Source organism: Enterobacter sp. JBIWA008 (genome assembly GCF_019968765.1).
In the GTDB taxonomy this organism is placed as follows: Bacteria; Pseudomonadota; Gammaproteobacteria; order Enterobacterales; family Enterobacteriaceae; genus Enterobacter.
Genome location: NZ_CP074149.1, coordinates 4503668 through 4517828 on the forward strand (window position 1 = coordinate 4503668; position 14161 = coordinate 4517828).

General features: G+C 57.1%; 15 protein-coding genes. 5 read left to right on the top strand and 10 right to left on the bottom strand.

The window, feature by feature from the left end; translation table 11 throughout:
- Window positions 1–41: 41 nt before the first annotated feature.
- Complete coding sequence (locus tag KGP24_RS21900) at window positions 42–599, top strand: DcrB family lipoprotein (RefSeq protein ID WP_223561776.1); 558 nt, start codon at window positions 42–44, stop codon at window positions 597–599.
- A 4-nt stretch (window positions 600–603) separates the two neighbouring features.
- Here the strand turns inward: KGP24_RS21900 and KGP24_RS21905 are convergent, their stop codons facing one another.
- Complete coding sequence (locus KGP24_RS21905; RefSeq protein ID WP_223561777.1) at window positions 604–1821, bottom strand: MFS transporter; 1218 nt, start codon at window positions 1819–1821, stop codon at window positions 604–606.
- Window positions 1822–1966: 145 nt separating this feature from the next.
- Here KGP24_RS21905 and KGP24_RS21910 point away from each other — a divergent pair, with 145 nt between their 5' ends.
- Window positions 1967–3016, top strand: a complete 1050-nt coding sequence (locus KGP24_RS21910; protein ID WP_223561778.1) for an AI-2E family transporter — start codon at window positions 1967–1969, stop codon at window positions 3014–3016.
- A gap of 104 nt (window positions 3017–3120) precedes the next feature.
- On the top strand, window positions 3121–3741 hold the full coding sequence (gene acpT / locus KGP24_RS21915; protein WP_223561779.1) for a 4'-phosphopantetheinyl transferase AcpT: 621 nt from the start codon (window positions 3121–3123) through the stop codon (window positions 3739–3741).
- Here acpT and arnF read toward each other — a convergent pair.
- The 8 genes from arnF to KGP24_RS21955 form a co-directional block, all read right to left on the bottom strand.
- The gene (gene arnF, locus KGP24_RS21920; RefSeq protein ID WP_223561780.1) at window positions 3674–4078 is read right to left on the bottom strand and encodes a 4-amino-4-deoxy-L-arabinose-phosphoundecaprenol flippase subunit ArnF; all 405 of its coding nucleotides are present in this window, start codon (window positions 4076–4078) and stop codon (window positions 3674–3676) included. The two genes, acpT and arnF, sit on opposite strands and share 68 nt — an antisense overlap.
- The gene (gene arnE / locus KGP24_RS21925; RefSeq protein WP_223563547.1) at window positions 4075–4410 is read right to left on the bottom strand and encodes a 4-amino-4-deoxy-L-arabinose-phosphoundecaprenol flippase subunit ArnE; all 336 of its coding nucleotides are present in this window, start codon (window positions 4408–4410) and stop codon (window positions 4075–4077) included. The genes arnF and arnE overlap by 4 nt, the downstream gene beginning before the upstream one ends.
- Complete coding sequence (gene arnT, locus KGP24_RS21930) at window positions 4410–6065, bottom strand: lipid IV(A) 4-amino-4-deoxy-L-arabinosyltransferase (RefSeq protein ID WP_223561781.1); 1656 nt, start codon at window positions 6063–6065, stop codon at window positions 4410–4412. The genes arnE and arnT overlap by 1 nt, the downstream gene beginning before the upstream one ends.
- Complete coding sequence (gene arnD, locus KGP24_RS21935) at window positions 6062–6964, bottom strand: 4-deoxy-4-formamido-L-arabinose-phosphoundecaprenol deformylase (protein ID WP_223561782.1); 903 nt, start codon at window positions 6962–6964, stop codon at window positions 6062–6064. Before arnD ends, arnT begins: the two co-directional genes overlap by 4 nt.
- Window positions 6961–8943: a bifunctional UDP-4-amino-4-deoxy-L-arabinose formyltransferase/UDP-glucuronic acid oxidase ArnA gene (gene arnA, locus KGP24_RS21940; protein WP_223561783.1), complete on the bottom strand. Its 1983-nt coding sequence runs from the start codon at window positions 8941–8943 to the stop codon at window positions 6961–6963. The genes arnD and arnA overlap by 4 nt, the downstream gene beginning before the upstream one ends.
- Window positions 8940–9923 (bottom strand): undecaprenyl-phosphate 4-deoxy-4-formamido-L-arabinose transferase, encoded by a 984-nt coding sequence (gene arnC / locus KGP24_RS21945; RefSeq protein ID WP_223563548.1) that lies wholly within the window; start codon window positions 9921–9923, stop codon window positions 8940–8942. The genes arnA and arnC overlap by 4 nt, the downstream gene beginning before the upstream one ends.
- 1 nt (window position 9924) lies before the next feature.
- On the bottom strand, window positions 9925–11064 hold the full coding sequence (gene arnB, locus KGP24_RS21950) for a UDP-4-amino-4-deoxy-L-arabinose aminotransferase (protein WP_223561784.1): 1140 nt from the start codon (window positions 11062–11064) through the stop codon (window positions 9925–9927).
- Between the two features lie 323 nt (window positions 11065–11387).
- On the bottom strand, window positions 11388–11894 hold the full coding sequence (locus KGP24_RS21955; protein WP_223561785.1) for a phenolic acid decarboxylase: 507 nt from the start codon (window positions 11892–11894) through the stop codon (window positions 11388–11390).
- A 99-nt stretch (window positions 11895–11993) separates the two neighbouring features.
- Here KGP24_RS21955 and KGP24_RS21960 point away from each other — a divergent pair, with 99 nt between their 5' ends.
- Together KGP24_RS21960 and KGP24_RS21965 are read left to right on the top strand one after the other, a co-directional pair.
- Window positions 11994–12875 (top strand): LysR family transcriptional regulator, encoded by an 882-nt coding sequence (locus KGP24_RS21960; RefSeq protein WP_223561786.1) that lies wholly within the window; start codon window positions 11994–11996, stop codon window positions 12873–12875.
- Window positions 12876–12907: 32 nt separating this feature from the next.
- On the top strand, window positions 12908–13702 hold the full coding sequence (locus KGP24_RS21965; protein ID WP_223563549.1) for an SDR family NAD(P)-dependent oxidoreductase: 795 nt from the start codon (window positions 12908–12910) through the stop codon (window positions 13700–13702).
- A gap of 5 nt (window positions 13703–13707) precedes the next feature.
- Here KGP24_RS21965 and KGP24_RS21970 read toward each other — a convergent pair whose 3' ends face one another.
- The gene (locus tag KGP24_RS21970) at window positions 13708–14154 is read right to left on the bottom strand and encodes an NlpC/P60 family protein (RefSeq protein WP_223563550.1); all 447 of its coding nucleotides are present in this window, start codon (window positions 14152–14154) and stop codon (window positions 13708–13710) included.
- Window positions 14155–14161: the final 7 nt, after the last annotated feature.

Below are 14161 nucleotides of genomic sequence, written 5' to 3' on the forward strand. Positions count from 1 at the left end.
CGAATGAGCCGTTATGGCCGTTTATCGAAAGGAAGAAGTCAATGCGCAATCTGGTTAAATATGTCGGGATTGGCCTGCTGGTTGTGGGTCTTGCAGCCTGTGATAACAGCGACACGAAAACGCCTGCTCAGGGCGCATCCGCAGAGAGCAACGCGACCGGCCAGCCGGTGAATCTGATGGATGGCAAACTCAGTTTCTCTCTGCCAGCCGATATGACTGACCAGAGCGGCAAGCTGGGCACCCAGGCGAACAACATGCACGTTTACTCCGACGCAACCGGGCAGAAAGCGGTCATTGTGATTGTGGGCGACGACACCAGCGAAGATCTGGCCATCCTGTCCAAACGTCTGGAAGATCAGCAGCGCGGTCGCGATCCTCAGCTGCAGGTCGTGACCAATAAATCCATCGATCTGAAAGGCCACACGCTGCAACAGCTCGACAGCATCATCTCTGCAAAAGGCCAGACCGCATACTCTTCTGTGGTGCTGGGCAAGGTTGATAACAAACTGCTGACCCTGCAGATCACCCTGCCAGCGGAAGATCAGCAGAAAGCGCAGACGGCTGCTGAAAACATCATTAACACCATCGTGATTCAGTAACGCTTCACGACGATGACGTGGCCCCCGGTGCCTGCACCGGGGGCCATTTTTTTAGCCGCCACGTCAGCAGCAGCGCAATCACCACCAGCCCCGCCGCGGCAAGATAGATTACCGGAACCCCTGCCCAGGCCATCACCAGCCCCGCCAGCGGGCCGGTAATGCCTAAGGACATATCCATAAATACCGTATAGGTCGCCAGCGCCGCCCCCTGATTCTGCTGCGGCACGGCTTTTACCGCCACCACGCCCAGCGCCGGGAAGACCAGGGAAAAGCCCGCCCCCGCGAGGAACACGCCCACTTTCGCGACCCATGGCACCATCGCAATTCCGGTCAGCAGCAGCCCGGCAATCTCTATCGCAAAGCAGATCATCGCCACATTAAGCCCGCCCAGACGGTTAATGCCGTTAGGGAACAGCAGACGCGCACCAACAAACGCACAGCTAAACAGGGTTAACGCAAAGGCCGCGCCGTCCCAGCCTTTGGCGTCATAGAACAGAGTAATGAAGGTCGCTATCACGCCGAAGCCGGTAGTCGCCAGCGCCAGGGCCATGCCGTACGGCCAGACGCGCCCCAGCACAGCCCGAAACGGCAGTGGCTTGCCTTTGCTGGCCTTCACTTTCGGGCGCGGCAGCGCAAAGAGGATCGCCAGCAGCGCGACCGCCATAATGGTGATGGCCAGCCCATACAGCCCGCCAAGCGCATAGCAGGCCACGCCGAGCGGCGCCCCGAGCGCCATCGCACCGTAGGTAACAATCCCGTTCCAGGAGATCACCCGGCCGATGTGCGGCGCGCCTACCACCCCTACGCCCCACAGCGTTGAGCCAGTTCCCGCCAGGCTTTGCCCGATGCCAAGAATGACGCGGCCTAGGCAGAGCAGCGCCAGGCTGACCAGCGGCCACTGGCTGGTGATGGCTGCCAGCAGGTAGCTCAAGCCGCTGAGAAAACAGCCGCACAGTCCCACCACCACGATGCTTTTTGGACCGAACGTGTCCGCATAGCGCCCGGCATGCGGGCGGCTGAGGAGCGTGGCGAAATATTGCAGGCTAATCACCAGCCCCGCCCAGAAGGCGCTGAAGCCCATTACGTCATGGACATAGCCCGGCAGGACCGCCAGCGGCAGGCCAATGGTCAGATAGCTGGCAAAGTTGAAAATCACAACGGAAACGATGCGCAGATTGAGGCGCAGTCCGCTCAGTGCCGGTTCAGCGGCAGGTTCGGGCATGGGGTTCTACCTGGATTTTTTACAACAGTGTTTCACTATTACCACGACGCAATAAGAAAATCAGCAGCGACTTTCAGATTAACGGTGCCAGACGAAGCGAAGCCCGGGCACTACACTTACCGGGTCATCATATTAAGGAACACGCATGATCGCTAACCCGTCCGACAAAGCAGGACTCCACATCTTATTAAAACTCGCCTGTCTGGTGGTTATCCTTGCGGGTATTCATGCTGCCGCTGACATTATTGTTCAGCTCCTGCTGGCGCTCTTTTTTGCCATTGTGCTTAATCCTCTGGTCACCTGGTTTTTACGCCGGGGCGTGAGCCGTCCGGTAGCGATCACCATCGTAGTTTTCGTAATGCTGATTGCCCTGACGGCGCTCGTCGGCGTGCTGGCGGCCTCACTGAGCGAATTCTCCACCATGCTGCCGCAGTACAACAAAGAGCTGACGCGTAAGATTGTCGCGCTGCAGGAGATGGTCCCCTTTCTTAATCTGCATATCTCACCCGAACGGATGCTGCGCAGAATGGACTCCGAGAAGGTCATGACCTACGCCACCACCTTTATGACGGGGCTTTCCGGCGCGATGGCCAGCATTCTGCTGCTGGTCATGACGGTGGTGTTCATGCTGTTCGAAGTCCGCCACGTCCCCTATAAGCTGCGCTTTGCACTGAATAATCCCCAAATTCACATTGCCGGATTACACCGGGCACTGAAGGGCGTCTCCAAATATCTGGCGCTGAAAACGCTCCTGAGCGTCTGGACCGGGGTGATTGTCTGGCTGGGGCTGATGCTGATGGACGTACAGTTTGCGCTGATGTGGGGCGTGCTGGCCTTTCTGCTAAACTACGTGCCCAATATTGGCGCGGTGCTTTCCGCCGTGCCGCCGATGATTCAGGCGTTTCTGTTTAACGGTTTCTACGAATGCATGCTGGTCGGCGCACTGTTTCTCGTCGTGCATATGGTGCTGGGCAATATTCTTGAGCCGCGCATGATGGGACACCGTCTGGGCATGTCGACGCTGGTGGTATTTTTATCCTTACTGATTTGGGGATGGCTGCTGGGCCCGGTCGGTATGCTGCTGTCGGTCCCCCTGACCAGCGTATGTAAAATCTGGATGGAGACCACCAAAGGCGGCAGCAAGCTGGCGATCCTCCTCGGGCCGGGGAGGCCGAAAAGCAGGTTGCCCGGGTAAGCATTCTCGTCTGGTTAGCCATTACCGGGGACAATAGATTATAGTAATGGTTTCGCCGCGCAACTTTGCGACTCTCTCTGTTTTGACTGAAGGCCAGACGTAATATGTACCAGGTTATTCTGGGAAAAATCTCCTCGCTGAGCACCAATCGCTGGGCTGAAGCACTCTCCCGACACGCGCCCGAAGGTGCCCAGCGCGCACGCTGGCTGGCGGGTCGCGGGTTGCTTTCGCGTCTGCTGGCTCCGAAGTCACTCCCGGAGATTATCCACAACGAACAGGGGAAACCCCTTTTTGCCGGTAACTATCCGCTGTGGTTCAGCCTTAGCCACTCGGATGATGACATTGCGTTAATTATCAGTGACGAAGGTAACGTGGGTTGTTCACTGGAACGTATTCGCCCGAAGGATAACTGGCACACGCTCGCCAATGCCGTCTTCAGCTGCGCCGAGCATGAAGAGCTGGAAAAGGAAACGCCAGAGAGCCAGCTTACGGCATTCTGGCGCATCTGGACGCAGAAGGAAGCGATCGTTAAACAGAGCGGCGGTCACGCCTGGCAAATGGTTAGTATTGACAGTACCGCCCGCGCATTTCACTCAGTAAGCCAGTGCCGGATAGACTCGCTGAGCCTTGCGGTCTGTACCGAGACGCCCTTTGAGCTCAGGGCTGGGTTGATCCATTCTGCTGACGACGTGCTGGCCGAAAAATTGTCAGCACACCCAGAATAATAAACCCGACGCCCACCAGTCCTTGCCAGGAGAAACGCTCCTCCCAGCCCGGCAGCAGGATCGCGGCACCCCACACCAGAATATAGCTGAGGCTCAGCAAGGCATAGGCTTTGCTGAGCGCCATACGATGCAGCGCCAGATACCAGCAGCCCATAGAGGCCACGTACCCCATCAGCCCCAGCAGCAGCGCCCCCGTGCCGGATGAGAAGTGCCACAGCGCGGAAATAAGCGCCTTAACATCGCTGACCGGTGGCAATGCCTGCATGGCATCGCGCAGTAACAGCTGCGCCGCGCTGACTAACAGCACGCTGCATAAGGCCCAGAATGCACCTTTCACAGGCTCCCTCCCAGGATAACAATCCCAATGATGATCAATCCCACACCCAGCCAGTGGTGCGCTGCAACGTGCTCACGCCAGAAAACCTTCGCCGCCAGCGTCACCCAGACAAAATTGAGGCTCAGCATAGGATAGGCAATGCCGACAGGCAGACGTTGCAGCACCACCAGCCAGACCAGCATCCCACTCCCCAGCGCCAGCAGTGCCAGACCCAGCCACAGCGCGATATGCGCCCCACGCCGCCCGGCTTTCGCCGGACGGGTAGCTTGTTTCTGACACAGCTGCCCCGCGCAGCTGAGCAAGCTTGCCAGTATCAGCCAGATCCAGGTCATCACTTCGGCAGATACTCCAGCAAGGCCAGACGTCCCTGAATATAGAGATTGTCCGGCTGCGGTAAATTCGCCTGTGAAATATCGTCGCGTTTTGAGAGCAGCATCACCAGCGAGATGCGCCCCTGCTGACGATGCTCCGTCAACCACTGCGCGAAGTCGTCTTTATCAACATAACGATCTTTCGCATCGGGATAATCCAGTCCGTAGCGCAGTTCGCCACTCTGATCGAACATCGTGATGTCATTGCGCTTCAGCTCCCACGCCAGGCCCGCGGCCACGCCAACGTTATTGGCCAGCACGAACCGGCTTTCCTGCAGCGGTTCGCGCACGGTATCGACCAGCGACTGCGGCTGTTTGGAATCCACCACCAGGTTAGGAATGGCAAAACCAATCAGCAGCGCCACCCCTGCAGGGCACAGTGCCGCCAGCCACCAGCGCTGCTGGCTCTGTCTGAACGTAAACCAGCCTACCGCCGCCCAGATGAGGAACGCCACTACCGCACAGAAGACTTTATACAGTTCGACCGACGTCCAGACCGGATGCTTAGACAGTCCCCACGGCGAGACCACCAGCGCCGCCACCACGCCGATAACGCCAAACGCCAGGTTAATCCCGCTGTTAATGCGTAACGCTCTGGCACCTTTTTCCGCCGCGAGGCAGGCATAGCGCGCCATCAGGATAGCCAGCGGGGCAAAGCACGGCAGAATATAGGTCGGAAGCTTGCCTTTGGCGATGCTGAAGAACAGCAGCGGCATCACCACCCAACCCAGCAGATAGAACCCGCCACCCGCGTTTTGTCTGTCATTCCAGCCGAGACGAAACGCACCGGGCAGCAGAGCCAGCCACGGCAGGCTGCCCGCAATCAGGAACGGCACGTAGTACCAGAACGGAGCTTTGTGCTGCGCGTCGCTCTGGGCAAAGCGCTGAATATGCTCAACCCAGAAGAAGTAACGCCAGAAGTCAGGCTCACGCTGCGCAATGGCCAGCGCCCAGGGCAGAACGATCAGCACGCAGCTCAGGATCGCAAGCCAGCCAAAAATCAGCACCTCTTTCCAGCGCTTCTGGGCGATCACCCACGGCAGCACGCCAATCACCGGAACGGCCAGCGCCAGAAAGCCTTTGGTCATCACCCCCATCCCGCAGGCCAGCCCAAGCAGCACATAGCCCCCCGCTTTTCCGGCAACGGTTTGGGCCTGTGAGGCCAGCCAGAAGCTGCACATGGCCGCCACCAGCCACAGGGTGATGATTGGATCCAGCACCGCATACGTGCCGATGCCATACACCAGGAACAGGGTCAGGAAGATCAGGCCGGAGAAAATGGCAACACGTTTATCCCGCCAGAGACGCCAGGCCATCCAGATGACCAGCAGCGCGGCTAAACCAGTGGAGAAGATGGACCCGGCGCGCACGGCGAGGTTCGTGTGCCCGAACAGCATCTGCCCGATGCTGTTGATCCAGTAGCCGGCAATCGGCTTTTCAAAGTAACGCAGCCCCAAAAAATGCGGGACAATCCAGTCTCCGGAGGCCAGCATTTCGCGGCTGATTTCCGCATAGCGCGTTTCATCAGGCTGCCAGAGCAGGCGGATATCGACCGGAATGAGGTAGTAAACGATAAACAGTGCGAGAAGCGCTACGCCATAACGGGCTGTTTTCATGGGACCGGACTCACGGTTTGTTGGTAGCCAAGCCAGCCTTCCCGGCCAGCCATTTCATTACGTACGACTTTACCCAAAGGCAGGGTGCTGAGATCGTCCGGCAGCAGCTCGCTCAACGGGCAGAACATAATGCCCTCCTGAGCGGCCATCGTCAGCAGCTCATCGAAATCATGCTGATACGCAATCCCTTCCACTTCGGCATGGATGGTATACACCGGCGTGCCGGCGTCACGATGGATGCGGTCCAGGATGTAGCGATTAAACTCATCAGCCTTCACCTCGCGCCCGACCACTTCATCCCAGGTGGGAAGCGTGACCGGAATTTGCACCGTACCGTAGCGATTTTCGCCTAACAGCGGCAAAAATGGCCCGGTTCCGCGGCAGTCGCTGTTGTAGCGAAACGCGAAGGCTTCTTTGGCTTTCACGACGCGCTGATCCGCACGCCATCCCGCCACGGCGGAGCAGCGTACGGGCTGGCCGGTAATGGCCTCAAGCTCCAGCATCCCACGCTCGACCTCACGGGACAGGCGCGGGATATCCCAGACGCCCGCCCAGGCTTGCCAGGCATGGTGGTCCCATGCGTGCAGACCAACCTCATGATGGCGCGCCGCCTCACGGATAACCGCTTCATTACCCGCGCCGATGCGTCTGCCGGGCCAGGCGGTGCCGGCCAGCAAAATATCCCAGCCGTAGAGGGATGCTGCGCGCGAGCGCAGCATTTTGAACAGAAATGCCGGTTTAACCAGGCGCCATAAATGGCGTCCCATGTTGTCAGGCCCAACGCTGAAGAAAATGCTTGAACGCACGCCGTGCTTGTTCAGCAGTTCCAGCAGTTTGGGTACGCCGTCACGCGTTCCCCTGAAGGTGTCGACATCAATGCGTAAACCGACTTTTTTCATGAGTCCTGTTCCGACAGCTCCACGGTGCGCAGGAAGAAATCGAGCGTTTCATCAATGGTCTGCTCCATCTTCACCGTCGGCGTCCAGCTCAGGCAGCGCTTCGCGTTGCGAATGCTTGGCTTACGGTGCTCAACGTCCTGATAGCCTTTACCGTAGTAGCTGCTGCTTTCCACTTCGCGGAAACCGGCAAACGGCGGGAATTTATCGCGCAGCGGATGGCGCTCAAAGCTGGCCAGCAGCATCTCGGCCAGCTCGCGAATGCTCGCTTCGTTGTCCGGGTTACCAATGTTGATGATTTGACCGTTGCAGCGGTTATCCTTGTTTTCGATGATGCGGAACAGCGCTTCGATACCGTCGCTGATATCCGTAAAGCAGCGTTTCTGCTTACCGCCTTCGATAAGCTTAATCGGTGAGCCTTCTACCAGGTTCAGGATCAGCTGGGTGATCGCACGGGAGCTACCGATACGCGCCGCGTTCAGGTTATCCAGACGTGGCCCCATCCAGTTGAACGGACGGAACAGGGTAAAGCGCAGGCCTTCTTTCTCACCGTAGGCCCAAATCACGCGGTCCAGCAGCTGTTTGGAGACGGAGTAAATCCAGCGCTGTTTGTTGATCGGCCCGACCACCAGGTTGGAGGTGTCTTCATCGAAGTTCTTATCGGTACACATGCCGTACACTTCAGAGGTGGACGGGAAGATGATGCGCTTGTCGTATTTCACGCAGTCGCGGATGATCTTCAGGTTCTCCTCGAAGTCCAGCTCGAACACGCGCAGCGGGTTACGGGTGTACTCGATTGGCGTGGCAATGGCGACCAGCGGCAGCACTACGTCACATTTCTTAATGTGGTATTCAATCCACTCGGAATGGATGCTGATGTCCCCTTCCACGAAGTGGAAGCGCGGGTTGTCGAGGAAACGGCTGATGGCATCCGCGCCAATATCCAGACCGTAAATCTCGTAGTTATCATCCTTAAGCAGACGTTCGGTCAGGTGGTTACCGATAAAGCCGTTCACGCCCAGGATCAGCACGCGGGTGCGGCGCTTGATGGCAACAACCGGTGCGCTGGTGATCAGCGCCCCGGCCACCAGGCCCAGAGACTGTGCCAGCTGCGTGCCCTGAACGTACAGGCCGTTGTCGGTTTGCCCGGTGACGATCTCCAGCGCCTGCTCGCCGCAGCTCACAATCAGCGGAGAGACCGAAACGACGGTGCCCGGTTTAGCGGTCGGGATATCATCACGCACGCGGGATTTCCAGACGATAAACTTGCTGACGCCCGCAAAGCTGTATGCGCCCGGCCACGGATCGGTCACGGCGCGCACCAGGTTGTGCAGCTGGCGAGCGGGCTTGTTCCAGTCCAGACGGCCATCTTCCGGCGCGCGGCGGCCAAAGCAGCTTGCCTTGCTCTCATCCTGCGCGGTTTCGCTGAAGGTGCCGTTAAGGATGCCTGGAAGTGCATCACGCAGCAGCGTCTGCGCCGTCGCATTCAGCTTTTGATGCAGCTGCAGCGCAGTTTCGTCCGCATCAATAGCGACCTTCTGCTGTGCCACGATAGCGCCCGCATCCGCGCGACGCACCATGCGGTGCAGCGTCACGCCCGTTTCCGTTTCACCGTTCACCAGCACCCAGTTCAGCGGAGCGCGTCCACGGTAGGCTGGCAGCAGAGAGCCATGAAGATTAAAGGCCCCTTTTGCGGCCAGACCTAAGATCTCGTCGGAAAGCAGGTTGCGATAGTAGAACGAGAAGATCGCGTCAGGCGCGAGCGCGCGGATGCGCTCCACCCACAGCGGATGGTTTACGTCGTCCGGTGCATAAACCGGGATCCCGCGCTCGGCGGCGATACGCGCCACGGAGCCAAAAAAGTTATTCTCTCCGGCCGTGTCCGGATGGGTAAAAATTGCAGCAATATCATAGCCTGCTTCCAGCAGGGCCAACGTGCCCGTGCACCCCATATCGTGATAGGCAAATACAACAGCTTTCATGGGTGAATTTCCTCTTGAGACGCTTTGTGTTCCTGACGGACAACACGTTGAATAAAGTAGCGCGGACGCGCGCGAACATCGTTATAGATACGGCCAATGTATTCACCGAGAAGGCCCATCCCGACAAACTGGGCACCGATGAACATAAACAGCACGGCAAAGAGCATGAAGACCCCTTCCGCCGCCCACTGCGGGCCAAAGACCAGCCGCAGCACCACCAGCAGGACGGACAGCGTAAACCCGGCCAAGGCGATGATGCTGCCGAACACGCTCAGCAGACGCAGCGGTGTGGTGGTCAGGCAGGTGATGAGGTCATACATCAGGTTGATGAGACGCATAAAGCTGTACTTCGATTCCCCGTGCTCGCGCTCGGCGTGCAGAACCGGAATTTCCGTTGCCTTACGGGCAAAGGTGTTGGCGAGGATCGGAATAAAGGTGCTGCGCTCATGGCAATGCAGCATGGCGTCGACAATATGGCGGCGGTAGGCGCGCAGCATGCAGCCGTAATCTCCCATCGCTTTACCGGTAGTGCGCTGAATCAGACGGTTAATCGTGCGTGAGGCTAGCTTTCGGAACAGACTGTCCTGACGGTTCTGGCGAACCGTGCCGACCACGTCATAGCCTTCATCGGCTTTGGCAACCAGGCGCGGGATCTCTTCCGGCGGGTTTTGCAGGTCAGCGTCCAGGGTGATGATCAGATCGCCCGTGACGTGGCTAAACCCCGCCATAATCGCCGAGTGCTGGCCGTAGTTGCGGTTGAGCAGCACGGCAACAATATGGCTGCCTTCGGCCTGCGCGGCCTCGGTCAGCATCAGCGCGGAATGATCGCTACTGCCATCATCTACCAGCAGAATTTCATAAGCCTTGCCCATCGTGTCACAGGCGGCGGTTGTACGGCGGATCAGTTCGGGCAGGCTCTCCTGCTCGTTATAAACCGGGATTACCACGGAAACTTTTTGTACAGGCGGTGCACTGAACATATCAATGTCCTGCAAGCTGATGGAGTGCGGTAATGACGCGGGTTGTGTCGTCATGAGTCATATCCGGGAAAAGAGGGAGAGAACAAATACGCGCGCTATTCCATTCAGAATTCGGGAGCGATACATCAGGAAAACGCTCGCGGTAGTATTTTTGGGTGTGTGCCGCGCGGAAGTGGAGGCCGGTACCGATGCCTTTCTCTTTCAGCTCCGCCATCAGGTTGTCGCGTGAGATCCCGCAGCGCGCTTCGTCAACGCGAATAATAAACAGGTGCCAGGCGTGCACGTGCGGCCATGACGGAATGGTGAGCGGCTGGAACGGCGTATCGGCAAGCTCACGCAGGTAGCGTTCAGCAATTTCCTGGCGACGCCTGTTAGCCTCTTTCAGCTTGCCTAACTGCACCAGCGCCAGCGCGGCGTTGATGTCCGCCAGATTGTATTTATAGCCCGGCGCGATCACTTCCGCCTGCGGCGCGCGGCCGTGCGTCTGGCGGTCATAGGCATCTACGCCCAGGCCATGGAATTTCAGGCTGCGGATCCGCTGTGCCAGCTGGGCATTATCCGTGACGACTAAGCCGCCTTCCGCGCAGGTCATATTTTTAATGGCGTGGAAGGAAAAAATCGCCGTTCCTTTCCAGCCCACATGGTGGTTCTTGTAGTACGTTCCGGCTACGTGGGCAGCATCTTCAATAACCGGAATACCGTGACGTTCACCAATGGCATGAATAGCGTCGATGTCACACGGCGCGCCGGCATAATGCACGGGAATAATGGCTTTGGTACGCGGGGTAATGGCGGCTTCAACGGCTTCTGGCGTCACCATTAATGTGTCTTTGTCCACATCAATCATGACCGGTGTGGCACCCAGCAACACGATCATATTCAGCGTGGAGACCCAGGTCTGGGAAGGGGTAATGACTTCATCACCCGGGCCAATATCCAGCGCCATCAGCGTGACGTGCATTCCTGCGGTGGCTGAACAGACGGCAATCGCATGCTGATTCCCGGTAAGTTGACAGAATGCCTCTTCGAGTTCCTGATTCTTAGGCCCAGTGGTGATCCAGCCCGACATCAAAACGTCCTGAAGCGCCGCAATTTCCTCAGCGCCCATCGACGGTCGCGAAAAAGGCAGAAAATCACTCATTATTAATTTCCTTGTAATAAAAACGGCATGTTTTTGATATTAACCAAATGCCAGCCCGTTTATTTCAACGAACCATAAACTTATATCAAAGTAGCTCTCTTTCCTTAGGGAAAAATTAAGACAACGTTTGCATCGTTATAAGACAACTAGCAGGCATTTGAAAAACAACAAGTTAAATTAATATTAAATATTTTTAATGTGATCTTCCGCAACATTTTGAAATGGATTCATTTAAACCAATCATCAACAAACAAAAAAAATCCCGGCCATTTCAAAATAATATGAAATAGCCGGGAACTTTTCTTTTTAGTTAATTGTCGCGCTTATTTTAAGTTATCTGGGAAGTTTTTTGGTAACTCACTGGCTGCGCAGGCGATGACGCTTTCATTATTTGCACCGCAGTCGCGTACAAAGGTGATCGTGGCAAATTCATCAATCACTTCAGTTGGATACGCCGGGCCCGCATCGCGATAGCTGTTCATCAGCGGAATATGGTCATTCTGGAAGCAAACGGTTTTTTCCGGGTTGTTCATGATCCAGCGTGGGAAGAAGATGGTGCCGTGGAACAGTTTGTCGCCCAGGTTCACGATCAGGCTGACGTCGGTACCGGTTGGCTCGGTCCAGGAAATTTTATAGATGCTCTCCCCAACCCGTACGATGTAAGCCTGCTGATCTTTCACCCAACGGTTGGCCACCAGACCGCTGTGAATACGGTAATCAAGCGTGGTCTCGTTTTTTACATAAATCTCGTAGTTCCAGCCGTTATCGTAGGTATATACAAGATGTTTACCAACGAAGCCGCTTAAGTCGTGTTTGTCGAAGTTGCTCATAATGTGTCTCCTTTGTTTTGATGAGAGGATCTTACCCCTTCAAAAAATGAATGAATAACGCTATGTTTTAATCAAATTCATCCAAATTTTAGATAAATTATGCATAAGACGACGCTGGAACAATGGTCTTTACTGGAAAGGGTAGTGGAAGCGGGCAGCTTTGCCAAAGCAGCGGAGGAGACCCACCGCAGCCAGTCCTCGGTGAGCTATAACCTGTCGCTGCTGCAGGAGCGGCTGGGCGTAGCGCTCCTGGTTCCGGAGGGGCGACGGGCGGTGTTAACCCCTGCCGGAGAACTTCTGCTTAACCAGGTTAAACCGCTGCTGAAAGCGTTTTCGTATGTTGAGACGCGCGCAGCGACCCTTCGCAACGGGATGCGCACGCGGTTGGATCTGGTGGTGGACTCCATTTTCCCGCGCCGCCGCCTGTTCGCTATTCTTCGTCAGTTCCAGCAGCAGTATCCGCAGACTCAGATACGTCTGACCGAGGTGCTGGAAAATACCCGAGCCGATGCCATTAACGACGAAGCCGATGTGATGGTCTTAACCCGTCGCCAGGACATTACCGGGCTCGGCGAATGGCTGATGAATATCGACTTTGTTGCCGTGGCCCATTCCCGGCATCCCCTGTTTCACCTCGATGCGCCGCTAAATGATGAGATGCTTCGCCCGTGGCCGCTTATCCAGATTGCGGACAGCCAGCCCGCCGCGCGTGCTGCAGGCGAGTCCTGGACCTTCTCCACCATCGATGCCGCCATAGAGGCCGTCGTCTCTCAGGTCGGCTACGGCTGGCTGCCAGAGGAACGCATCCAGACCCAGCTGGATCAGGGCGTACTGAAACGCCTGCCGCTGAGTCACGGTGCACGCAGAGCAACGCCGCTACACCTGATTGTAAAGCGCTCCCTCGCCCCGCTTGATGAGCAGGTTGAGACGCTGTTGCGCCTTTTTAGCCAGGAGCCGTCATCCTCACCTGCTACGCTTTAAGGTTCGAACGTCAAAACGATAAGGAGCAGATGATGAAAATCGACTTTGCGGGGAAAGTAGCGCTGGTGACCGCCTCAACCGGCGGGATCGGATTTGCCATTGCCAGAGGTCTGGCAGAAAGCGGTGCGGAGGTGATCGTCAATGGCCGGAGCACGGAATCGGTGAATAAAGGCATTCAGCAGCTCCAGCAGGTAGTGCCGGGCGTACAGGTGCGTGCCGCGATTGCCGATCTCAGCACGGCGGAAGGGGTCGAGTCGCTTCTGAAGGTAGCGAATAACGTCGATATCCTGGTTAACAACGCCGGGATTTACGGTCCGCAGGATTTCTATTCCACCGACGATGAAACCTGGGAGCGTTACTGGCAGACCAACGTGATGTCCGGCGTGCGTCTGTCCCGCGCTCTGCTGCCGGGCATGGTACAGAAAGGCTGGGGACGCGTGGTGTTTATCTCTTCCGAGTCGGCCTGCAATATTCCGGCGGATATGATCCACTACGGCGTGACCAAAACGGCGCAGCTCTCACTGGCGCGCGGGCTGGCGAAGTTCGTGGCGGGGAGCGGCGTGACGGTCAACAGCGTGCTGCCGGGCCCGACGATGTCAGACGGTTTCGCAGAGATGATGAAAGATGAAATCGAAAAAACCGGCAAATCGCTGGAGCAGCTGGCGAAAGAGTTTGTGATGGCCAACCGCCCCAGCTCGGTTATCCAGCGCGCGGCCACGGTTGAAGAGGTGGCCAACATGGTGATTTATGTCTGTTCGCCCCAGGCCTCCGCCACCTCAGGCGCGGCGCTTCGCGTCGATGGTGGCGTCGTGGATGACATCATCTGATGCTGTCAGGCCGCACTGCCTGCGACCCGACGGGCGGTAATATAATGTGCTTGCCAGTAATCATCCGTCAGGGTTGAAACCGTTACGCCCTGGCTGCTTGAGGCATGAATAAACTGGCTATCGCCAATATAAACACCAACGTGCTTGCGGTTCGGACCCGTCTGGAAGAATACCAGGTCTCCGGGCCTCAGGCGGTATTGTGCCACCTGCACGCCGCGATGGATTTGCTCGCGCGTCGTGCGCGGTAAAGTAAGGTGTGCCGCTTCGCTGAACAGGTGCTGCATCAGCGCGGAACAATCCACCCCGCGATGCGTGGTTCCGCCCCACTGGTACTGGGTGCCTTTCCACTTCTGGTATTGATCGAGAATACGCGAGCGCAGTGGGCCTGCTTCCTGATGCACCAGCGCAGATTTCGCCGGCGAAACTGCCAGTTCACTGTTCATCGATAACATCGACGCT